The following is a 24,789-nucleotide window of genomic DNA, read 5'->3' on the forward strand; positions in this document are numbered from 1 at the left end:
GATTATTGTTTGGAGAGGAAATCGGTCGTCTGCTGCACGAAGAACATAGGGTCGTCCCACATGATGAAGTGCTTGCCTTGGTCGGAGAGTACAATCTGTACGTCTTCCAGTTCGCTGTATTGATTTTGGAAGTTGGTAAGGGTCATCTCTTTGGTGACGCCATATTGGAGGTAGGCGATGTATGCGCCTAGTACGAGTACGGGCTTGTTGATCTGAGCGATATCGTCTCGTAGGTCGGTCGTGTAGAGATCGTACATGGCTTGCCCTACCGTGGACCGGTCACTGGCAGCACCCCACTGCATGGCAGTATCGATATTTGCTTCGTCAGTGATCATGGAGTGCAGGTACATGCGCTGTTGTTCGGCGTATTGTTCTGGCGGTATGTTTTGTTGTGCAGTGATCATGTTTTTAGCCGCGGGCTTCATGGATTCTTCGGTGGCTTGGGGATTTTGGATCTTAGCGAGGAAGGGGAGCGCATCTACTATCACGGCTTTGCTGAATAGTTCGGGTTCTCGGGATAGTATGTCCAGAGCGAGGAATCCTCCCAGACTGTGTCCGATGACGATGGGTTGACGGAGTTGGTTGTCTCGTACATAGCGAATCAGTTCGTCAGATATCTGAGGGGTGAAGCCCTCCGATAGATCGATGGCGGGTTGCCCGGCAAAACCTGGTAGTGTGATCACATGGCAAGTATAATTTTGCTGGAATTGGCTGACTGCAGCATCCCAGACCGCTCCATCGCAGGCGAGCCCAGGAATGAAGAGGATGTCCTGTCCTTGGCCAGATAGATCAATACGAAAAGAGTAGTCCTGTGCCTTGGAGACGGAGGACAGTGCTGTGAAGATGCCGATGAGTACGGCGATCCAGGGTGTCAGTGGATTTTTAGAGGGGCAAATTCGATTTTTCATGGTGTGTTTGTTTTTGTTGATGAATCAAAACTAGAGGGAGCGACACTTGAATCATATCAACTTGTAGGGAGCGGTCGAGCAGGCCGCTGAGTGGTCGGGGGAGTGGCGTAGGGTCGTATCGCACTGAGATACATTGGAAAAACCTGAATAGTTGGAGGCAATTGATGGAGATGTTTTTGACAATACGGAAATAAGCGTATTTTTGATGGTACCCTAAATGACCATAATGATCTACAACCGCATAGCTATTTCCCTTTCTTTCCTTTTTTCCTTTTTCCAGACCTTTGCTCAACTGCCCCAAATGGATGTGAAGCATTATCGCTTTGAGGTCAAATTGTCCAATGAGAGTAACCTACTGCACAACCGAGCAGCCATCACAGTAGATGTGCCCGAGGGGATGGATACGATTCGTTTGGATCTTGCCAATCAAATGATCATCAAAAAAATAGAGATGGAAAAGCGTCCTGTGGCGTTTGTACATCGAGAAGACGTGGTATACATCGTGGTACCCCGGGGGATGGCGCTTGCGAGGACTGTGGAGATTGATATCCAGTACCGCGGCGTCCCGAGAGACGGATTGGTGATATCCGAAAACAAATATGGAGACCGTACATTTTTTACAGATCACTGGCCCAACCGAGCGAGTCAATGGCTGCCCGTGGTGGATCATCCTAGCGAAAAAGCTACCTGTGAGTTTATCGTGGAGGCTCCAGAAGAATACAGTGTGATCTCCAACGGAGACTTGATATCCGTCCAGGCGATGGTGACAGGATACAAACGCACGCATTGGAAAATCCAACAACCCATCCCACCTAAGGTCATGGCGATGGGGGTAGCACCGTTTGAAACCCAAGCACTGGATAGTGCATCGACGGCTTGGCTATATCGACAGACTGCTGAGGCAGGCTATACGGGGTTTGGAGATGCCCCGAGTGTTTTGGCTTACCTCGAAGGTCAGATTGGAGCGTACCCTTTTGACAAAGCGGACCATGTAGAGTCTACGACTCGGTTTGGAGGAATGGAAAATGCCAGTTGTATTTTTTACAATGAAAAGGAAGTCCGCTTGGGACATGGCATCAATGCTCTCGTGGCACATGAACTGGCGCATCAGTGGTTTGGCAACAGTGCCAGTGAAGCGGTGTGGGAAGACGTATGGTTGAGCGAAGGGTTTGCGACCTATTTTCAGTTTATGTACATCAAGGATACCTACGGACTGGATAGCCTCAAGAAGGTGTCGTTGAAAAGTGAAAATAAGATCCAGCGGTATGAGGATAAATACCCGGGTCGAACCATCATACAAACCAATTACAGTACGCTCAATAGCCTACTCAATGCACTCAGTTATGACAAAGCGGCTTGGATGCTGAGAGCACTCAAGCATTGGATCGGAGAGCAGCAATTTGCACAGCTCATCCAGACCTACTACGCGCGCTATAGCTACAGCAACGCGCGGACAGAGGATTTTATCTCAGTCGCAGAGGAGGTTTCAGGGGAAGATCTGGGAGGTTTTTTTTACCAATGGCTCAGAATCCCTGGTGGTGTAGATGTGCGCTACAACTGGAAGTATCGCCGTGGCAAACTGGAGTTGAACCTGGAGCAGAAAACCAAGCATGTGTACCATTTGAAAATCGACGTGCCAGTGGTCATGAGTAACAATACGATCGAAGTGAGGCAAATTGAACTCACCGAGAGGTCCCAATCCTTCGTCTTGGACCATGCCAATGTGGAGAGCAATGTCGTCCTCGATCCACTCAATATCTGGTACGGAAGCTTCACAAAGGAATAAAAACAGTTGCTTCAACCAGTCATTTAACCATTCATCACATAGTCCCGCATGGCGATTCGTCATTTGCGTAGATTACATCCAACTATCAATATGAGTATGAAAAAGAGATTAGCAATATCGGCTTTTGTGTGGGTAGCAGTTTTGACTACTGCCGTAGCACAACAAAAATATGTAGTAAATATCGACCTAAACCAAGTGGTCAATGACAAGGTAAAGGTGACCTATACCCTGCCGAAGGTAGAGCGAGATACGATTGAGTTTCACATCCCTAAGATCGTACCAGGGACTTATTCGATTTATGACTTTGGTCGTTTCTTGGGAGATTTTCAAGCGATGGACGCACAGGGTCAAGCTCTCGTGACAGAAAAGATCACTGAAAATCGAATAGCTATTTTGGAGGCATCCAAACTAGCATCGATCTCCTATTGGGTAGAGGATAGCTACGATACAGACCTAGGCAATGTGATCTTCGAGCCTGCGGGTTCGAGTATAGAAGAGGATAGTGCATACGTACTCAATACCTTTGCGTTTGTAGGGTACTTGGAGGACATGAAAGACCTGCCTTTTGAGTTGACCGTTACAAAACCACAGGCTTTGTTTGGAGCTTCGGCATTGGCCAAAGAAATAGTCAATGACTCGACGGATGTATTCAGTACGGACAATTACTTTGACTTGGCGGATGGGCCGATTCTATACAGTGTACCAGATACGACGACTTTTGTAGTCGGAGGTGCAGAGATACTGATTTCTGTATATTCTCCAAACGGTGTCTTGGAAGCATCTTTTGTCAAGGAACAAATCGAGCCTACGCTTGAGGCACAAAAGGAATACATGGGAGGTACACTACCTGTCGATAACTATGCGTTTTTGATTTACTTGTTTGACGGGTCTTCCTTGTCGGGTGCATTTGGTGCGTTGGAGCATTCGTACTCTTCGTTGTATTCTTTGCCCGAAGCGGACCCAAGCTACTTGGCTCAGATCATTCGTGATGTCGCAGCGCACGAGTTTTTTCATATCGTGACCCCTCTCAATATCCACTCCGAGGAGATAGGAGATTTTGATTTTATCAATCCCAAGATGTCCAAACACCTGTGGTTGTATGAGGGGATGACAGAGTATGCGGCGGGTTTGGCACAAGTCAAATACGGCTCGATGAGTTTCGAGGAGTACTTGACAGTTTTGGAGAGCAAGATCAAACGTGCGGGGTCATTTAAGGACGATTTGCCTTTCACCGAGCTCAGTATCCATTGTTTGGATGAGACCAAAGACCAATACGGCAATGTCTACCAAAAAGGAGCCTTGATCGGTATGGCCTTGGATATCCAGCTTCGTGAATTATCGGAGGGACAATACGGCGTGGAAAATATGATGATCGACCTTTCGGAGGAGTACGGCAAGCACAAGTCGTTTCAAGACGAGGTCTTGTTTGACACCATCACTGCGATGACTTATCCAGAGATTCGGACGTTTTTTAGCCAATATGTAGAGGGGGCAGAGCCGATCCCATACGGCGAGTATTTTGCTGCAGTAGGCGTGGAGTTTGCAGGAGTGGTGGAAACCCAGGAGTTGACATTGGGACATATTAGCTTCGGAGTGCAAGACAGTCTGCTGGTTGTCAATTCGACCGATCAGATGAACGCATTTGGTGAAGAAATGGGGTATGAGGATGGTGATTTGCTCTACGAGATTGATGATACATTGATTGATATAGGCAATTACCAAGAGGTGTTTGCTGCTTTCAAAAGCAATCATCAAGTAGGGGACAATGTTCAAATCACTGTGTTGAGAGCCAACAAGAAAGGGAAGTTGAAGCAGGTCAAACTCAAAGCTTCGGCGATGGAAGTGACGGTAAAGAAACCAGGCAAGATGACTCTCGTAGAGAATCCTACACCTGAGCAACTGGCCTTGAGAAAAGCTTGGGTAAACAAATAAGACTCTTTGCCAAAAAAGAAGGAAAGGATTGGTGGTTTTTGTTGTAGTTGTACTGTTTTTTATACAGTTTAACGAAAGCAAAAACCACCAAATCATATGGCAAAAAAAGTCACCAAGAAAAAGATATTTGTCTTAGACACATCTGTAATTCTCTTCTCTCACGACTCCATCATGAATTTTGCGGAGCACGATGTGGGGATCCCCATCACGGTGCTCGAGGAGCTCGACAATTTCAAAAAAGGAAACGATACACTCAACTTTGAGGCACGCGAATTTGCCCGTTTGTTGGACAATCTGGCGGCAGATCATATGCTACAAGATTGGATTCCGCTCAACGGGAAGGGACGTGGTAAGCTCAAAGTTCTCATGTACTCGGACACCAAAACTGATGTAGATGCAGAGGTGATTTTTGGGGATCGCAAAAACGATCACAAAATCATCAATGCAGCGCTGAAATTGCAGAAGGAAGAGCCAGGAAAGAAGGTGATTCTTGTCTCCAAGGATATCAACCTGCGGCTCAAGGCCAAGTCGCTTGACCTCTCTGCGGAGGATTATGAGACGGGCAAGATCAAAAATGTCGACTCGATGGGCACTCTGGGCAAGAGTGAGATCAATCGTGTCGCGGCGACTACTATCGACGAGCTCTACAAGAAAGGAGCCGTGGATGCCAAAAAGGCACTCGGCAAGGTCGAGCCGATCAACAATTGCTACTACATACTCAAGAGTAGCAAGAATTCTGCTTTATCGTTTTACAACCCTGTGACCGCACAGGTGAGTCATGTCGAGAAGCGGTCGGTATACGGTATCAAACCTAAAAATGCCGAGCAGGCTTTTGCGATACATGCCATGATGAACCCTGAGGTCAAATTGGTCGCCATCACAGGGGTCGCTGGGACGGGCAAGACCCTCATGGCATTGGCCTCAGCATTGCAGCAGCGTCGGGAATTCAAGCAGATCTACATCGCGAGACCTATCGTACCCTTGAGCAACAAGGATATAGGCTACTTGCCAGGAGATATCAAATCCAAACTCAATCCCTACATGGAACCGCTTTGGGACAACCTGAAGTTCATCCAAAATCAGTGGAAAGAGACAGAAAAGGAAAACAAACAATTGACCGAGATGGTCAATCAAGAAAAGGTGCTGATCACGCCACTGGCCTATATCAGAGGGCGTAGTTTGTCCAACATATACTTCATCGTAGACGAAGCGCAGAACTTGACTCCACATGAAGTGAAGACGATTATCACGCGTGCGGGAGAAAACTGCAAAATTGTGTTTACAGGGGATGTGCATCAGATCGATACCCCCTACCTAGACTCTCAGAGTAACGGGCTGTCCTACTTGGTGGATCGACTGCAGGGGCAATCGCTCTTTGCACATGTGACACTTGAGAAAGGAGAAAGGTCCGAATTGGCTAATATTGCAAACGAATTGCTGTAACGGAGGCCACAGACGTGGGGGTGAGGGGACATCTGGGATGTGCAATCACCTGCGTTTTGGTTGGAGTGGAGGCATGACAGGGTACTTGCCATTGGGCGAGTGATTGATCGATGGGGTTGTAAATGTACCGTGTCTGGAGATAGGTGATCTGTCCAATGAGGAGCAGGAGAATCAATGCAGCGAATAATTTTTTCATGGCAGACAAGTTTTGAATCTACTCATTAGATGCCTCTAGATTCGAATAAGTTGCAGCCATTGTATAATAATTTTTCTATACCAATTCTGGTTTTATAGATTGTTCGAGATATTCTAATAGGTCACAGTCAGATTCTAGGCCTATTTTTTTTCTCATTCTTCGCTTGCTTTGCTCTATGGCCTTTTTGGTGACGTTGAGGATTTGTGCCATTTCTTTGTTGGATAGTTTCATTTTCATGAATGCACAGATTTTGAGGTCATTTTGAGACAACATTGGGTAGTTTTTTTCTATCCGTTCAAAAAAGCCCCTGTAGACGTTTTCGAAGTGGAGTTTGAAGCTGTTCCATTGGTCTTCAAAATTCTCAATTTCCTCGATTTGTTTTAAGATTTCTTTATAGAGCTTTTCATCGGTCGCTTTGAGCTCTTTTTTTAGTTTTTTCTTGAGAGATGTGAGTTGGTCTGTCAGGTTGAGCCACTGTACGGAGGAAGAGGTCAGTGTTCGAGATTTTTTTTCTATCTCGAGCTCTAGTTTTTGCTTTAGATCCAATTCATACTCGATGCGTTCTCTTTGGAGTTGATTTTTTACTCGCATGAGATAGAGTTCTTTTTTTGTTACTTTTTGTTTGATAGCTACCGCAAAAGAGAACATGATTACCTCTACCATCAGTGCTATGATTGTTAGAGAGGACATGTGTACTACGGAGATCAGGCCGTAGAGTGATAGCAGCTGTAGCAGTCCCACTGATATGAGAAGTATATTGCCTGCCAGAAAATACCGGGCGTAAGAAAGAGAACGCGCTCGGCACCAAGAGGCATAGAGTATGCTGATAAATAGGGGAGGCATCAGGGCTGTAAACACAACAAAAACCAGGGTGAAGTAGGAGAGAAAAATGCCTAGGAGCATGATTGGAAAGATCCAAAACAAATGCCGGAGTATTTGATACAAACGGAAATTTAGTTTTTTCAAATCCAGAAAGGATATAGAAAATAGCAGGTATACAGCTATCCCTATGATCGCGGGGGTGAAGCGGAGGTTCCTTTCGAGATCGAAAGGAGTGACCCAGTCTAGCTCTATATGTAGGTTGGAAAAATTGATACCCAATAGGACAAAGCAGAAGTTGTAAATGGAAAAGAGAATGTACTCTCTATAATGAGTGCTCAAAGCAATGCCTAGGTTGTACAGAGACATCATGAGAATGCCGCCGAAAAAAAAGAAAAGCAGAGGTTGGGACAATCGGTATTGACTTCTGAACCCGTGGTCCGAATAGATCTTGGCACAGTTGGAGGTGAAGTAGCTAGACAGCATTTTGGAATTCCTAGTGTGAGAAATTAGTCCCAGTAGGTATGTTTTGCGTGACTTTTGAGGGTGGTGAAAAGCAATGGTCGAATTCCATTTTTTGGATCGATAGTATTGAGGAAGGTAACCCGTAGTGTTGAGCAAATGCGCACTGCTGTCTTGGTAGATTTCGTAGAGCCTGACTTCATCATAAAACTTGCAATTGATGTGAAGTGAATCACCAAAATTTTGATCATTTTCTATGGCAAAAGTCATCCAGATAGCCTGAGTTTTTGAGTCAAGAGAGAGGTTCGCATAGGGTTCAAATTTACCCTGAGATAAGATGGTGGAGATGTCTGTGAGTGTGTCTGCTCTGAGTTGGTATAGGCTATAGTTTTCGAGGCAGTTCCACTCTTGAATGTCGCTGAGATGGATTGTAGGGGTAGATCCAAGACTCCAACATGGGGTGGGTAGGATTAAAACGAATAGGAAATACATCCATCTTGAAAAGGTAAAAGTCATCTCTTAGGCATTGCTGGTAGGTGGTTCGGTAGGGATAGCGAAGCTATGTTGGAGACTGTGAAATGTGTTGTCCTCTGCGTTAATATACTATTAAATAATCGAGAATAATCTGCAGCTCATTCGAGGTGTGAGAGGATTAGGGTGGTCGTTTGGACCGTATGCAAATGGTTTTTGAACTTTGGTGATTTTGAGAGTTTTATGGGTATGTGAAGTATGATTTAGGATTGTGTAGGGTGTTTGAAGCTCTGCGACAAGTAGATGTAGGGTGTTTGAAGCTTGAAGTTTTGAGTACAGGGTGTGGAGCCGTTATAGGTTTGTGGTGGTAATACTACAACCATATCAACGAACATCATGAGAGCAATATTCAACAGTCTAGCAGTTATACTCTTTATTTTGCTGAGTCATTGGAAAGCAGTGGCTGGCGGAGGAGTGTCTAACTTTAACTACGACTTCTGTAAAAATCAAGTTTCCTTTAGAGTTCATATTGAGGAAGTTTATAATGGAGGCGGGGTTTGTGCGGTTGGAAGTTTTGCTGACCGTACCAGCAGTGCAGAGGTAAACATTGTTGTCAATGGTACGAGCACTCGAATTTATGATCTTGTCAGAACCTCATCTACTTATTCTTGGAGTAAAAATAGTGGGTTTTCAGCTTCTTATTCTTGGCACAACACTACGGATAATGTAGGGTGTGCAGCCTCTACAGGTCATCGATATCATAAGTATACGGATTTTACCATTAACCTGCCAGATGATAAATCTGGAGAAGGTCAGACGTTTAAAATAGAATACAAGAGTGTTTACAATGGAAGTTCAAAATCTTGGGCTTCAGGAAATCAGACAGCTCCGAATATTCCGCGTATAGTAGGACCTCTGGAGTTGGAGCCACTGTGTGACGGGGTTGAGTTGGAATGGGAGAAACCGAGCTTCTCGTGCACGAACGCGTCGTTCGTTATATATCGTGACGGGGTGTATCGAGCGGCTGTCTCTTTCAATACGTTGAAATGGAAGGATACTAACGTGGCTTACGATAACGTCTCGGATCACGAATACGAAGTACGGGTACGGCATGATTCGGAAGTCAGGGATTTGGGATTGCCTACCTCAGTAGATGGCAACCCAATCAAAAATTTTGATAGTTCGAATTACTTCGAATCTTTTTCTTTGAGCACCCCTAATTTTTGTGACCAATCGGTTCGTTTGCAGTGGGAGATAGATGATCAGGTAGATATAGACTATTTCGAAGTAGAGCGAGATGTTACCGATGCGTTTACTGCTCCTATTGTCAGCACAGTCACACAGACTTTTGGCACGATTACATTCGACGATCCAGGAGTACCGGTCAATCAGGATTTTTATTATAGGGTTAGAGCATTTGATAATTGTGGCAACCAAGTATACACCAAGAGTGAGTATACCCAGCACATTATGTTTGAGGGACCTCCTTCCAAACCCTCTATTGTGCAGATCATTCCAGCGACTGATGGGACAGACGAAGCAACGGTCGAATGGACCTACCCAGTAGACGGTACTCCTGTAGATTATTTTCAGGTCTATCGCGACGGATCACCTAGATCTGACAAGCTGCCCATCGGGACTACATCGTTTGTAGATGATGGTCTGAGCAACTGTCTACAGTATGAGTACATGGTCGTAGCAGGCAAGGACTGTTTTGATGAGGCGAACTCTATGCGTGTAGAACAGGTCATTTCATTCAATACGGACCTCAATGGCTTTGACGAATTAGAGGTGTCCAAATATCACTACAATGATCGTGTGGCACTGAATTGGATAGTGAGCAGTGACAATGAGGCTTCCGAGATCATCATATATCGAAAAAGAGAGGGATCGGAGGATAACCCCGAAATCGTAAATAGACAAGATATCAAAACCTCTTCATTTGAAGATTTTGATACCGAGCCAGGCGTACTGTACAACTATGGACAACTGGCCATTTCATGTCCGAACTACGTCCCGTCCAAGTTAGAAATCGCATCGATGATCACAGATGTAGGAGTCAGGTCCGAGACAGGTATCATCAACGGTCAAATCAACTACGAGGGAGGCAATGCCGTCGAAGGAGTGCGTGTATTGGCTACCCCCTCTGATGGAGAAAATAGAGGGGTCAGTCTCGATATGACCAACAATCTCTTGACAATCCCTCTAGAAAATGAAGGAGAAAACTGGTTTCCAGACAAGGAATGGTCTCTATCGTTTTGGTTTCGGTTGGAAGATAAATCCGCAGGACAAACCCTCATGCAGGTGTCTGATGGGACAGATTACTTGCAGATTGCACCTTTGGCAGGTGGTGCTACGGAGTTTCATGAGATAGACTATTTGGAGGCCACAGAGAGGATAGGGGTAGCAGACGAACTCGTGGGGTATATGTTGCCTTCTGGTGAGGTACAGTCCTTGCAGGATCAATCGATATTGGGCCAGCTGTCTGGGACGGGTTTTGTCCAGTATAGCAAGGAAGAGATTTCAGCTTTCGCTTCGGGAGATACGCTGTATCACTTTGTGGGAGGGGAGCCATGGATGGTCAAACAGGACGAGAAGTGGTATCCGTTGGAGACACAGCGCACCTCCCTAGCAATGGCAGACTCATTGGTCGGGTACTTGAGAGGAGACACGGTTTACGAAGCTTTTGATAGTGATTTTGTACTGGCTTTTATAGATAGTGATCAGCTGAGACTAGCCAAGCATTTCAATATCTCCTATGAGCTAGGGCAGGCGTATGCTAGCATCAAGGACAACCAAATGATATTCGCGAATGATGCGGACACCAAAGGGACGATTATAGATGATGTCGTATACAATGCAGCGGGTGATGCGATGCATATGATCGTGGGCAACAACGTGTACTACGTCTATAGAGACGAACTCAACAATAAGCTCGTCCGAGGAAAGCGCTTTGCGCGCAGGTTGCCAAATGATACAGACCCAGAAGTGAGTTATGACGTTTTTTTGCTTGACAAAACCATAACAGAGGAAATCCAAAAAGGACAGAGCCTAGGGGTCGTCAATACAGACAGAACGAAAGTCTTTGATACTACTGGATCGGGACTGACGCAGTACCTCATCGATCCATCAGGGATTCTTCGCACTGCCGAGTACCAGGACACCGTATTGTATGTGCCACAGGGAGCTGCTAGTCATGCTGTGACTGCTTTGACTTTGACGAACTTATCCACAGGCGAAGAAGAGTTTTTGTTCAACTCAGCGAAGGATACGCTGTATCAAATCTCCCTAAAGGATGGATACCTAGATGTGGAGGATTTTGTCCGGGACGCAACTACCGACGAGTATGTGTACTATTTGGGACAAACGCTAGACGGAGAGAGACAAGTTTTCAAGGCGATGGGAGAGCAGTTTTCATACATCGTCAACGATACCGTCAATACTTATCAAAAGGAGGCCTACCAAGCAGCCTTGAGTATCCAAGCAGGAAGTATGGGGAGCGAAGAGATTGTTTTGAGCCCGGAGCTTTACTTGGGAGAGTACAACAACCTGCTGATGACCTATGATGGTGCTGACTTGATCTTATATATCAATGGCAAAGGGGTGGATACAGTGGCTGTTTCTCATCTCGAAGATTTGTTTGAGGCGGAGGATCAGGAGATACATTTCGGAGGATTTGCGGGGATGATAGATGAGGTGTTGCTTTGGTCGGGAGCCAAGAGCCAGCAGAGTATTGATCAAGATTACAACCGCTACTTGTCAGGAGGACAGGAAGGTTTGGTTGGGTATTGGAGAATCGATGAAAAGGTCTCTACTCATGCGTTTGATGCCTCGTATGCCTTAGACGGTACAGGCAAGAAGGCTTTCAATGGTCACCATGCGACGATAGGACTTGCACAGTGGACGAATGTCGTGCCGGAGCAAGAGGATTTGTCCTTTACAGCCTTCACGGATGCAGACGGTAATTATTCTATTCAGTCTATCATCTATTCGGGTAGTGGCAACAACTTCAAACTGGTACCAGTTTTTGGGGCACACAGTTTTGAGCCATCCAACAAGATTCTGTATATAGGTCCATCGCAGCAGATACAAAACGAAAAGAATTTTAAGGACAACTCGTCCTTTGCTGTCACAGGTACGGTCAAGTACGATCCGAGGATTTTAGGTTATGAGTCTGCGGATGATCCAGATGCGCCCAATTGCTATGTAGAGGGAGTCAATATATATATTGATGATCAGCCAGTGTTGGTAGATGGGCAGGTGTTGACTACTGATGCCAATGGTCGGTTTGAAATGGATGTACCGATTGGTAAGCATAGAATCAAAGTTGCCAAAAACAATCATACATTCGCAGAGGCGGTTTGGCCTCCGTCGGGTAAGTACAATTTTCAAGACAATGTCTTTGACCTGGTATTCTATGACAACACCACGCGTACCTTGATAGGCAAGGTCGTGGGAGGCGCGACAGAAGGGGAGAAAATATCTGGATCTGGCCAATCAATCAACAACATCGGTACAGCCGAAATCAAACTCAAATCAATTGGGAAGACATGCTTTGAGACGGTGGTGACCACTGATGTCGCTACGGGGGAGTATCTCGTTGATCTTCCTCCATTTCGATACAATATCGTTGACCTTCGAGTCCCCTCACAAACCACTGAATTTAATCGAGAGCTTAAACGGTTGGCAGAGTCTTCGATTGATTTGTCAAGAGATGATCTAGAGACGGATACAGTAGCGTGTACAGGGACTACATGTGATTCGGATTTGGTACTCTATGACTTGAAGAGAGATTTTGTTTTTAGAACACGAGAACGATTTACTGTGAAACAGTACCGGGTAGGGGATGATTTGGTGGAAATACCTGGGGTGTTAGGCTCTGAATTCTATGAGGTTCTTCCGGGTGTTTCACTTGATATTAAGGCCTCTCCACTTCCGTATGAAGTATTCGCGACAGGTGAATACACATGGGGTATCACACTGAGTGAAGAATATGAAAACAGAGACAATAATGTGTTAGACTCCCATAATCCGATTGTTTATTACCAGGATACCATAAGGTCAGGTACAATACAGATTGATAATGAAATTGCGGGACACTCCGGCGTGATGAGTTTGGAAAATGGGGAGGTTATATACACGTTCTCTGTTGGCGAACCGTCACTGTTAATAGATCGTCAATATCCAGAAAAGAGCTTTACCAAGACGGTTCAGATCATAGGGCCTACTACGTCGTGGAAAGAAAAGGATGATTTGTTTCGTGGAATTGTGCTTGGAACTTCATTGGATAAATCACAGCAAAGTTTCTACACGGTCTCTCAGGAAGAATACCAAGTTGTAGATATTGTTTTAAGAGATCCTCCAGGAAGTCAGAGTTACACTGAGTTTTTGAATAAGGCCAAATTTACAAAAGTCAGATCGTCCACGTATAAGCGAGGGTTTAAGCAACAAGGGTCAATAAAAATGGGGGTTTATTATGAACAAGATATAGGCACACTGATTAGTTCCAATGTGGCAGTCAAAATGAAGACTACTTTGGGGTTTGTGGAGAATTCGAGTGGGGATAGGCAAGCCAAAGAGACCTCTATTATATCATTTACCGAGGGGGTCAAACTCAATACTTCTAAAGAAAACAAAAACACTGGGGCCGGGAGTGATTTATTTGTGGGTAATGCTTTAAATATATTCTATTCTCCCAGTTATAATCTTGATATTATCCCTCTAGACTCTTGTGGAGGGGTCAATGAGTGTTATGCGAATAGTTTTGTTGTTAACAGTGAAGAGTATGCTTTTGCTAGGTCAAAATCTATTTCTTTTAACCTTCAAGAATCGACGCTTTTTTATTACACACAGAGACAAATCGAACAGCTCATTGCTGACCTTGAAAAGGATCTGGTAGCCGTATCTGACCCTGATGATCAAAATAGATTGAAAAATCAGATTAGGATTTGGAAGTCCGCAATTGCCCAGAATGAATATGATAAACTGGTAGCGAAGTATTTTGCCTCTCGAAATGATAGCGATTATAGGAAGGAAAATATATCGTTTGGGTACGGTTCTAACATTGAAAAATCCTATGAACTCGGAGTGACCAATGATTTTGGGTACAGTCAGCAGTATAGTTGGTACACAGCATTTGATTTTCATTCGGACTTTTCTTTTTTCGGAGCTTATACAGATATCAATTTTCAAATAGGCAATGCCGTATATGTAGAAACAGGAAATAGCTCTGAGCAGAGTAGTACCCAAGCCACCACCATCCATCTTCAGGATGATGATCCAGGCGATCAATATTCAGTTGATGTGATTTTGAGTGGTGCTAATTATGATACAGATAGTGCAGTGATCAGTATGAATGATCTATATTCTAGATTTGATCAAGGTGTGGCGGCTGTGCCTGCTAGTGCGGGTAGTATCAATGACGTTGACGGAGAGTTTCATTATGTGAAACCTGATACTACAGACTATATCAATCCCGTGTTTATCACCAAAGGGGGGCGAACCTCTTGTCCATATGAGCCTGAGGAGAAGGCTAGGTATTTGGAGTTTTTAAGACCAGAATTATTGGATGATCTACAATCAAAAGGAATAATTGGAGGGTACTTAGAACATCCTGTCGACGATAACCGATTCGTAATAGAAAATAGCTCGTCGGAGGATTATGTTTTAAACTACGGTACTTTCCAGCGAGATCAGCCTGGCTTTAGGATTGAGCCACGTGTGCAGAGAGGGATTCCTTGGAGTCTAAACGACCGGGCTACTTTTGATATCATTCTTGAAAACAAGAATGCAGAAGACACGGTCCGTACCTATAATCTCGTGGTGGATCAGCGAACTACAGGTGCTGGGCCAACGATGAGATTGGATGGAGAGCGATTCATCAAAGGGACGCCCATCGCCCTATATGGAGGAGAGCAACTGACCAAGTCGATTACTCTCAGGCCCGTCGAAGATGTCTATGACTATGAAGACATCGTCGTTTATCTAGTCGCGGGGTGTCAGTTTGACTTTGGTCAGGATTTGGATTTTCAGGAGGACATCTATGCCCGAGACACGCTATCGGTTTATTTTGACCCCTCGTGTCCAATAGCTACTGTGATCTCACCTACCCCTGGATGGATAGTCAACAATCAAGTAGACTCGAAGGTCCAAGTCGAGATTCAGGAGCAGAGCTTCTATTTTGCCAATCATGAGAAAATTAAACTTCAGTTCAAAGCAACGTATCAGACCGATGAGGATTGGGTAGATGCCGCTGTATGGAGTAGAGATGTTGATGAGGTAGCCGAGCAGAGAGCAATAGGGGAAAATTATTTCGATTTCCCGATAGACAACAATTACATCGTGTATGATTGGGATACAGAGGAGTACAATCTGCCAGATGGTGGGTATCAGCTTCGGTGGCAATACATGTGTACCAACGGGTTGGAGTCCTACTCCAATCTCATCAATGGGACTCTGGACCGTACGAGTCCTCATGCCTTTGGGCGACCCTCCCCCGCGGATGGTGTATTGTCGCCCAATGACGAAATCATACTGACACTGAATGAACCGATAGAGGCGGGGTTGGTCGATAGGGATTTTATCCAAGTCACGGGTAAGATCAACGGTACAACACTAAGACACCCTACGAGTATTCGTTTTTCAGACAGTGATACGGATCAGGTAGTCATAGACCATGTTCAGCTTCAGAATACGGCGATCACTGCAGAGATGTGGGTGAGACGTGACGAAGAGTTTGCTCATAGAGAGCAGGAACTTTTGCATCATGGTGACGCGACGACTACTGACCTGAGTTTAAAACTGCTTGCCGATGGTCGTCTTCAGTTAACTTTGGGGACGTTTGATGTGACCTCTGATGCACCCGTTTCGTTGGATGTTTGGTCACATGTGGCTTTCAGTATCGACCCGATTGAGAACAAAGCTGCGCTCTATTACAATGCCGAGCTGGTCGGTTTCAACGAGACTTTCGTTGCGACACATTTTGCTGCGACACCTTTAGTGTTGGGCGGAGAGGGAGCTACTTCATTTACGGGAAATGTCCATGAATTGAGACTCTGGGGTCAGTATATGTTGTCTACAGACATAGCGTCTAATTTTTACAGAGACCTGTCTGGGCGTGAAATAGGGCTATTGGGGTATTGGCCGCTCAACGAAGGGCGTGGCGCATTGTCGGAAGACAGAGTGCTGGCCAGGCATGCTGCGATCCACGCAGATTGGTGGTCTGAACCTACTTCGCTTGCTTATGATTTTGATGGAACCAATCCGGTCACACTCGCATCTCAGGCTTTTGATGATGACGAGGACTTCTCTTTGGAGTTTTGGTTCAAAACCGCCAACACCAGTACCGCCGATACCATGACGCTCGTGAGCAATGGCAATGTCACTGGTCTGGACTGGGAAATTGCCATTACTCCTCTGGGGCAGATTATATTGACTCATGACAATTCCTTTTTTGTACTTGTAGGACAGTCGGTACTGGATCAACAATGGCATCATCTGGGATTGGTTGTCAATCGTGTCGGTAAGACCAGTGCTTTCTTTGATACGAATTTGATTTCGTCTTTTGGTGCAGATTCCTTTGGAGGGTATGGAGGACCTGCAGTGGTCTTGGGTAGCCGTTTGAGCTTCCATGAGTCAACGCAGCTACCTTTCGAGGATTCTTTTGTCGGTCAGATGGACGAGTTTAGGCTGTGGCGCATGGCCAAACGTAGCGAGCAGATAGAGCGCATGGCGTACTACAAGCTGGACGGTGATGAATTGGGTTTGGTGTGTTATGTGCCTTTCGAAAAGTACAACGAGTTGTTGAGAATTTCCGAAGGTAGTCTTGATTGCTATGACGAGTATGACCTGGGAGAGGAGGGGATGAGTACTGGTGAGCAGTATTCGGTAGAAAATCCTGACATTGTCCTGAAGCCTAACGAGACACCGGTCTATTTTAATTATTCGGTCAACGGGGATAAAATCATCATCACGCTTGATGAAGATAGTCCCGAAACGATCGAAAACTGCATACTGGATATTTCGGTGAGAGGGCTAGTGGATCAGAATGGAAATGTGATGAAGTCTCCTGTGACCTGGTCGGCATATGTGGATCGCAACCAAGTGTCGTGGGAGGATAGGACAGTATCGTTACAAAAATTGATTGATGAACCTTTGAGCTTCACCAGTACCCTGATCAATGAAGGAGGGGAAAACCAGTCTTTCGTCGTGGACAATCTCCCTACATGGCTTAGTGCCACCCCATCATCTGGGGTGATTGCTCCGGAGGGGGAAGAGGACATCGTATTTACAGTCAATGCCGGGCTCAATATCGGTGAATACCAAGAGGCGATTCATCTTAGAACAGATTTTGGTTTCAACGAGACTTTATTGCTGGATCTCAAAGTCAGCCGATCACTTCCAGATGATTGGGTATTCTCACCTGAGGATTTTCAATACACGATGAGTTTTATCGGACAAGTCAAAATAGGGGAGGTCTATTCGGTAGATGATGAGGATGTCGTAGGGGTATTTGTCAATGATGAGTTGCGAGGTATGGCGACCCTTTCGTACCAAGAGGTGTACGATACCTATCAGGTGTTCTTGTCTGCCTATAGCAATGCACTGTCTGGTGAGGAGTTGGAGTTTAGGATTTGGGACGCAAGTGAGGGCAAAGTGCTCAATCATATTGCAACTCCACAAATTCCATCTGATCCAGTTTGGTTTATCCAAAACGAGATATATGGTAGTCCTTCTACACCCATAGTTTTTTTATCTAACGAACATGTGGTGACTACAGTCAACATACCAAAAGGTTGGAAGTGGGTGTCCTTTAGTTTGGATTCTGATGATTTGACGCGTAGCAGTCGTTTGTTTGCTGGTCAGCCACTGACGTCAGGTGATCGGATCATCGGCATGGATGGTTTGGATATCTATGATCAGGAAAATGAGCTTTGGATAGGAAGCTTGGCTGGTGACAATTTGCCAGTGGGTCAAGGAGGTTTGGACGTGACGAAATCGTACCGGGTGTTCTCAGCCAACACGCAGCGGATTAGTTTTTCTGGTCAGCCAGTCGATACGCAGGTGTCACAGATACCTCTATATTCACCGACTAGTGAGTCCTTGGCGCGCGAGTGGAACTGGGTCAGTTTCTTGGGGCAGGAAAACATGGAGATCAATGAGGCCCTTGCTTCGCTACAGGCTAGTGATGGAGACATCATCAAAAGTCAGTATGCGTTTGCTATCTACGATCCAGTGCTCAAATGGATAGGGAATCTTAAATACCTATCTCCAAATGAGGGGTATGTGATGAAGGTTTCGGAAGATCAGCAGTTGGTGTTTCCTCAGTCGGGTTTGATCAATGCGTCTTCTAGGACCAATCAAGTGACTGCTATCTACGAACAATCAGGTTTGGATCCGCATCAGTACCGAGACAATATGTCCATGGTTGTGCAAGTGATAGGTCTGGATCTGGCAAGTGATGCACCTGTCTTAGAAGCGTATCATGAGGGGCAACTCCGAGGTGTCGCAGAAGCGCAGGAGGTCAATGGCCAATCTGTGTATTATTTGACAGTATATGGAGATGCATCAGAAGATGTGGTATTTAAGCTACGGTTTGGCGAGAAGAGCTATCCACTGGATGAGTCACGAGTATTTGAGGCAGCTACCTTAGAGGGGACAACAGACTCACCAGTTCTATTCAACTTTCATCTAGAGGAGGATGCGTACTTGGGGTCCAATGTCTACCCAAATCCATTTGATACGGATGTCAAGTTTGTTTTTGCCCTAGATAGCGACGGTTTTGCACAACTACGAGTCGTATCGATGGACGGCAAACTATTGATTGATCGTGAGTTTTTAGGAAACCCTGAAGAGCTCGTGGAGTTCGAGTGGAACGGTCTAGATGACCATGGAGGAGAGGTCCATCGAGGAGTGTATGTACTCAAACTACAATCGGCTAGTCAGGATCGATCGCAACTGTTGATTAAAGAATAACCAGTGAATAAGATAATTAGCGTATTGGGGTTTTGGGTGCTATCGATGCAGTGCTTGCATGCCCAAGATCCCGACTGGTCAGTAGACTACAGTCAGTTCCCTTTTCGAATGTCTGTCAGCGCAGTGATTGAGCGAGAGGGTGGGCTACTGGAACAAGGAGAAAACAAAGTGGCTGCATTCGTAGGGGGGGAGATACGTGGCATAGGGTATGCCGATTCGTTTCATGAGCCTTCGGGTAGATATTTGGCGATTTTTCAGATAGGCAGTCGGGTAGCACAGGGGGAGCAAGTCACATTCAAAATCTATGACGAAACGGAAGATGCTGTAGTAGAGGGAAGGTTTGAGTTGGCTTTCGTAGCGGATCAACTCGTGGGATCGGTCAGTGATCCGTATGTGATCTCAGACAATCGCTATCCCACTGCTGTCACAGTTTCTACTACGAGATTTGAAGAAAATCTAGCCAGTGGGGAAGTGATCTGTACCCTAGAGGTGTCGGATGGAGATGATGACAGTCATGTTTTGGGGTTGAGTGATTTTGATCCTCCTGCAGCATCTTCGCTTATAGCGATCAGTGGGAGCTCTATAGTGGTGAGCCAAGTAGCGAATTATGAAATGCTGCGTGCATTTTCTGTCAGACTGACTGCTACGGATGTTTTGGGTGCTAGTGTGTCCGTGGATTTGGATTTTGATGTGACGAACCTCGAGGAGGCTCCAACTGATATAACCCTCTCTCAGTATGCGATCACCGAAAACAATTCTCCGCAAGCACTGGTTGCGTTGATCGCTACAGCGGATGAGGACAGGGATGAGATGCACAGTTATTTTTTTACTCCAGTGAGTCAAAATGAGGATACGGCATTTTTCGTGATCAACGGTAGTCAACTGAAGGTGAACACCGTCTTGGATCATGAGAGTCGTTCAGAATATCAACTATTGATATCGAGTGAAGACAAGTTTGGGTTGACATTTAGCAAAGCCTTGACACTATCCGTATTAGATGAGAACGAAGCGCCACAGATCAGTGAAGCGACATTCGGTACAGTTGAAAATGTATCCGTTGGATCTTCACTGGGTACGCTGACATTTAGCGATCCAGATGTGGGGCAAACTTTGACTTTGGAGATGCTGACGACTGGCCTTCCGTTTTCGATGGATCCAGTGTCTGGGGTGCTGACCGTGACAGGAGCGATCAATTATGAAGCGGCTACTCAATATGCTTTTGATGTGAAAGTGACTGATGATGGCACGCCATCCCTTTCTTCTACGCAGAGCTTGGTGATGGCAGTGACGGACGAAAACGAACCGCCAAGTGATGTGACTTTGTCAGAGATCTTTATTTCAGAGAATCTAGATGTCGGCTCCTTGGTAGGGGAACTAGAGGTAGACGATCAGGATGCGAGTGAGCGATTTTCATATGAAATTTTAGCAACTGAAAACCAGCAGGATCATACCTACTTTGAACTGATAGACAATCAGTTGATCACCAAAAAGCAGATTGATAAGGAATCTTTGGATAGCTACTCCTTGGATGTGCGTGTCAGGGATAAGGCAGGACATCAACTGGAAAAGACCCTTTTTGTTTTTGTGACAGATCAAAACGAACAGCCCCGAGCCTACGATACGTTATGGACGGTGTCCGAGGAGCATGCTGTGGGGATGTTGGTTGGACAAATCGAAGCATATGATCCGGATGCAGGACAGCAGCTCAGTTATGAACTGAGAAGTGCACTAAGCGATTTGCCTTTTGAGATGGACCCAGTGACAGGAGCTGTTTCATTGACAGAGGTGTTGGACTATGAATCTAGGTCGGACTACTATCTATCAGTGAGCATCGTAGATGATGGTGTCCCGTCGTTGGAGGAGGTGATTTCGCTGCATGTTCGACTGACCGACATCAACGAGGCTCCTACACGTATTTTGATTTCAGGTCAGACACTTTTGGAAAACCGAAATTCGGGAGCGCTAGTGGGGACGTTGGAGACGCTGGATGCTGATCAAGTAGACTTTCATAGCTATGAGATCATACAGATTGATCAGTCTCCTACCAACAATGCGTTTGTTGTTTTGGACAACAAGCTGTTTGCCAATCAATTGTTCGACTATGAAACTCAGTCGAGCTATCAAGTAGAGATCAAGTCATGGGACAAAGGAGGACTGTCGGTCTCTGAAAAGGTAGAAATCCTGATTGAAGACACCAACGAGGCACCTGTGGTTTTAGATACTGTTTTCTCTGTGCGCGAAAACACGGCGTTTGGTCACGTCGTAGGGCAACTCCAAGCCATCGATCAGGATCACGGTCAGCAACTGACATATACTTTTTTAGAAGATGGAGCTGGGGTATTTGCCCTAGATGATGTGTCAGGAGAGATATCGGTCAATATGCCTGAGGTACTTGATTATGAGCAGACGATTTCTTTTTCCTTCGAAGTAGTCGTGGAAGATGACGGGGAGCCTATACTGCGAGACACGTGTACTGTCAGCGTGGAAGTTGAAGACTTGCCCGAGGCAGAGCTACCTATTCGAAATTATATCTCCCCAAATGGAGATGGTTTCAATGATTTTTTGACCATTGAGAATCCCGAAGTTTACGAAGGATTTGTCTTGCATGTGATGAATGCGCGAGGTGTGCGTCTGTACTCCAAAGCGAATTATGACAACAGTTGGGATGGGTACTACCGTGGAGCGGTTTTGCCTGTGGGAGTTTACTATTATCTATTCGAAAATATCAATACGGGGGTGAGGTATCAAGGTCAGTTTTATATCAAAGATCGATAGTCATGAAGAAAATAATTTTACTACTAATCATCGGTCTTTGTGGTGGGGCAACGTTCTGTTTTGGACAGCAGTATCCTGAGACGGACTTTTACAGTGTGAACCCTTATTTAATCAATCCGGGATTTACCGGTGCGCTCACGGGACTGTCTGGCTATGTGACAGGTAGACGTCCGATGACCCAGCAAGTCAATCAAATCAGCAACTACCGTATAGCTGTCAATCAGTCCTTGGAGAGGACTCAGCTCGGTATTGGAGGGAAAATGACTTACGATCGACGGGCATTTTTTGAATCGTTGTATTTGGATTTTAGTTTCGCTTATAAGCTGGTTTTAGATCACAAGCGCGTTCTTAGTTTGGGAGCGGATGTCGGGATAGTCAATCGGAGTTACTCCTTGGATGAGTTGTCGGCCTATGTAGATTTGTCTGATCCTACGTTATCTTCAGATTATTATTATGGCACCAATTTTCAGATGGGTTTGGGTCTAGCCTATTACTCTACAAGTATAGAAGCAGGTATAGCGATGCCTTATATCTTTGATGATTCGCAGGCAATCAACCAGTATTTTAATGCGTATTTTGCTTACAAACATTATTTTTCTCAAGACAGATGGATACTAAAACCCAATGCTTACTGGGTATCTTATCTTGACAAATCAGAGAAAGTGAATTTGAGTCTGTCTGTGGAGAACCGAGGACGTTTTTGGGGGCAACTGGGTGTGTCAAGTACTAAAGAAGTTTCTATCGGTATGGGATTGAAGTTTGATATTTATCAGCTGTCCTACAACTACGCGTACAACTGGAACCAAAACAGTGTCGCTCCTAGTAGTACGGGTGAAATTATGCTGAGCATACACTACAGTAAATCGAATAAAGAATTTGCGCACATTACCACAAAAAGAAATCGCAGAGTCAAGTGATAGTCTAAGTGATTTCGGTTGTCATCAGGTTGAAATGAACGGTCTGTCCGATATTGAGCGCGGAGCTATGGTACAAAAGGATGGTCTTGTCTGCAATATCTGATGTCAACCAAACATGGTAGTGCATTCCCATAAAGATACACTTGGTGACCTTCCCTTCATGTTCACCTTCTTTGTGTATTCTTATTTGCTCAGGTCTTACGCCGATTGGCTTTCCATCGACTTTTAGGTAATTAATTGGCCCGAGAAATTGCGCCGCGTAGGCTGATGTAGGGTTTTGGTAGATGTTTTGGGGTGTATCGATTTGAGAGATGTGCCCTTCTTCTAGGATCATGACACGGTCTGCTACAGCCATTGCATCGATGGGGTCATGGCTCACGAGTACAACGGTGACTTCTGCTTTGCGCAATATTTCTACGATTTCTTCCCGTATTTGAGTCTTCATGTTGACGTCCAGGTTGCTAAAGGGCTCGTCCATAAGTAGGAGGTAGGGGTTGTCAGCAAGTGCCATAGCGATGGCTACTCGCTGCTGTTGGCCGCCAGAGAGCTCACGGGGATAGGATTCTGCTTTGTCTTTGAGCTTACAGAGTTCAAGCAGCTCCTCGATGCGTTCGTTGCATTCTTTGTCTGGGTAGTAGGAGATGACAGAGTAGATGTTGTCGCGTACCGTTCTGAACTGTTCCAGTTTGAAATGTTGCGAGACGAAGTTGATGAAATCATAGCCTGGCACGAGATTTTTGGAAGGGCCCGTGATGTGCTCTTCGTCTACACGTACCTGTCCTTGGTCCGCATCTTCGAGTCCTCCCATGATTCGAAGTAGAGTGCTTTTGCCAGAGCCACTCGCACCCAAGATACAGACAACCTCCCCTTCGGATATATCGAAGGAGATGTTCTGAAGGACGACATTTTCTTTAAAGGATTTGTGAACTTGGTGGACTTGAACGAGTGTACTCATAAACAGAGCGAAAATAGCCTTAATTTTCCGTCCAAAGGAAAGGATTGTCTTTATTTGAGTTAAAGTTGTATCTATGAATATGGAAATATGATGTTGTATCGCACCTTCTTCTTACTCCTGATTGGCTTGGCTTCTGTAGAGGCGTATGGCCAAAAGCACTTGGTTTTCGAAAATGATGCGCTCGGCAAAAAGGTAGAAGTCAAAGAAGGAGACTATCTAAAGTTGAGATACAAAGGCTATCTCAACCAGTCGGCAGAGGTGGAACGTTATGTGCTGGAGATCACGGATACGGCCATTCGGTTTCAGTCTACAGGCAAAAAGGATCGGTACACGGACGACAAAACGATCCTGCTCTCGGATGTGACGGGGTTCAAGCGCATGGCCAAAGTGCGGCCTATCTTAGCGCCTTTGACAAGCATCGGTGTAGGCATCGGGATTTACTACGCGATTGGCACCAATGACCAGTTCAACAACACCGAACAGTTGTTGTATTCTCTTGGGGCATCTGTGGGGACGAGTCTGCTGATCAATTGGGTGTTCAAGTCGGATATCAAATTCAAGATGGCAGATGGGTGGTATATTCGAGTGGTAGGCAGGAGCTATTAGCGAGCCTATATTGCCGTTCGGCGAAATCTTTGGGAACACAAGATGTATTCCCCTTACTTTCCGAAAACAAAAACAAACATCACATATGAAAAAGAACCCATGGGCGATCGTTTTGATCGCTGTTTGTATGGCTGCATGCTGTCGCACGAAAGAAGAAAAGAACCCCCTCATCGGGACTTGGGAATTGCAGTCTGGTACTCTGATCAAGGGTACGGATACCATCGTCACGGATTATACTCAAAACTTGCGCTTCATCAAGATCATCAACAAAACACACTTTGCTTTTCTGAAGCACGATCTCAATCAAGGCAAAGACTCTACAGCGGCTTTTACAGCAGGAGGAGGGACTTATGAGTTGATAGGCGATCAATATACAGAGCATCTTGAATTTCTCAATTACCGGGAGTGGGAAGGGAATGATTTCGAGTTTGTCATGAAGGTGACAGGAGATACATTGATTCAGGAGGGAATCGAAAAAATTGAGTCTTTGGGTGTCGAACAATATAACATCGAACGTTACATTCGTACGACGAAGTAACCCGTAG

General features: G+C 45.4%; 12 protein-coding genes. 8 read left to right on the forward strand and 4 right to left on the reverse strand.

From position 1 onward, the window contains the following. Positions 1-2 precede the first annotated feature (2 nt). Positions 3-908: an alpha/beta fold hydrolase gene (locus tag BFP72_RS01035; RefSeq protein ID WP_099597332.1), complete on the reverse strand. Its 906-nt coding sequence runs from the start codon at positions 906-908 to the stop codon at positions 3-5. 217 nt (positions 909-1,125) lie between these two features. Here BFP72_RS01035 and BFP72_RS01040 point away from each other — a divergent pair, with 217 nt between their 5' ends. From BFP72_RS01040 to BFP72_RS01050, 3 genes are all read left to right on the forward strand, one after another. Then, positions 1,126-2,694: a M1 family metallopeptidase gene (locus BFP72_RS01040; protein ID WP_099597333.1), complete on the forward strand. Its 1,569-nt coding sequence runs from the start codon at positions 1,126-1,128 to the stop codon at positions 2,692-2,694. Between the two features lie 96 nt (positions 2,695-2,790). Continuing rightward, positions 2,791-4,626 (forward strand): peptidase M61, encoded by a 1,836-nt coding sequence (locus BFP72_RS01045; protein ID WP_158233222.1) that lies wholly within the window; start codon positions 2,791-2,793, stop codon positions 4,624-4,626. A 96-nt stretch (positions 4,627-4,722) separates the two neighbouring features. After that, positions 4,723-6,069: a PhoH family protein gene (locus BFP72_RS01050; protein ID WP_099597335.1), complete on the forward strand. Its 1,347-nt coding sequence runs from the start codon at positions 4,723-4,725 to the stop codon at positions 6,067-6,069. On the opposite strand, the gene BFP72_RS18930 is transcribed toward BFP72_RS01050, so the two are convergent. Together BFP72_RS18930 and BFP72_RS01055 are read right to left on the reverse strand one after the other, a co-directional pair. Continuing rightward, positions 6,044-6,265, reverse strand: a complete 222-nt coding sequence (locus BFP72_RS18930; RefSeq protein ID WP_143519892.1) for a hypothetical protein — start codon at positions 6,263-6,265, stop codon at positions 6,044-6,046. The genes BFP72_RS01050 and BFP72_RS18930 overlap by 26 nt on opposite strands. A gap of 75 nt (positions 6,266-6,340) precedes the next feature. After that, positions 6,341-8,062, reverse strand: coding sequence for a 7TM diverse intracellular signaling domain-containing protein (locus tag BFP72_RS01055; protein WP_099597336.1), 1,722 nt, complete (start codon positions 8,060-8,062; stop codon positions 6,341-6,343). 351 nt (positions 8,063-8,413) lie between these two features. Between BFP72_RS01055 and BFP72_RS01060 the strand changes: the two genes are divergently transcribed. Genes BFP72_RS01060 through BFP72_RS01070 form a run of 3 tightly spaced genes read left to right on the forward strand, consistent with a single transcriptional unit; the run spans position 8,414 to position 22,683 of the window. Further along, the gene (locus BFP72_RS01060; protein WP_099597337.1) at positions 8,414-18,991 is read left to right on the forward strand and encodes a LamG-like jellyroll fold domain-containing protein; all 10,578 of its coding nucleotides are present in this window, start codon (positions 8,414-8,416) and stop codon (positions 18,989-18,991) included. Positions 18,992-18,994: 3 nt separating this feature from the next. Further along, the gene (locus BFP72_RS01065; protein WP_143519893.1) at positions 18,995-21,766 is read left to right on the forward strand and encodes a cadherin domain-containing protein; all 2,772 of its coding nucleotides are present in this window, start codon (positions 18,995-18,997) and stop codon (positions 21,764-21,766) included. 2 nt (positions 21,767-21,768) lie between these two features. After that, positions 21,769-22,683: a PorP/SprF family type IX secretion system membrane protein gene (locus BFP72_RS01070; protein WP_099597339.1), complete on the forward strand. Its 915-nt coding sequence runs from the start codon at positions 21,769-21,771 to the stop codon at positions 22,681-22,683. A gap of 4 nt (positions 22,684-22,687) precedes the next feature. On the opposite strand, the gene BFP72_RS01075 is transcribed toward BFP72_RS01070, so the two are convergent. After that, positions 22,688-23,638, reverse strand: a complete 951-nt coding sequence (locus BFP72_RS01075; RefSeq protein WP_099597340.1) for an ABC transporter ATP-binding protein — start codon at positions 23,636-23,638, stop codon at positions 22,688-22,690. A gap of 87 nt (positions 23,639-23,725) precedes the next feature. Between BFP72_RS01075 and BFP72_RS01080 the strand changes: the two genes are divergently transcribed. Both BFP72_RS01080 and BFP72_RS01085 read left to right on the forward strand, forming a co-directional pair. Then, positions 23,726-24,244: a hypothetical protein gene (locus BFP72_RS01080; protein ID WP_099597341.1), complete on the forward strand. Its 519-nt coding sequence runs from the start codon at positions 23,726-23,728 to the stop codon at positions 24,242-24,244. A gap of 85 nt (positions 24,245-24,329) precedes the next feature. Continuing rightward, positions 24,330-24,782 (forward strand): hypothetical protein, encoded by a 453-nt coding sequence (locus BFP72_RS01085; RefSeq protein WP_099597342.1) that lies wholly within the window; start codon positions 24,330-24,332, stop codon positions 24,780-24,782. Positions 24,783-24,789 lie beyond the last annotated feature (7 nt).

It is taken from the genome of Reichenbachiella sp. 5M10, assembly GCF_002742335.1.
Lineage (GTDB): Bacteria > Bacteroidota > Bacteroidia > Cytophagales > Cyclobacteriaceae > Reichenbachiella.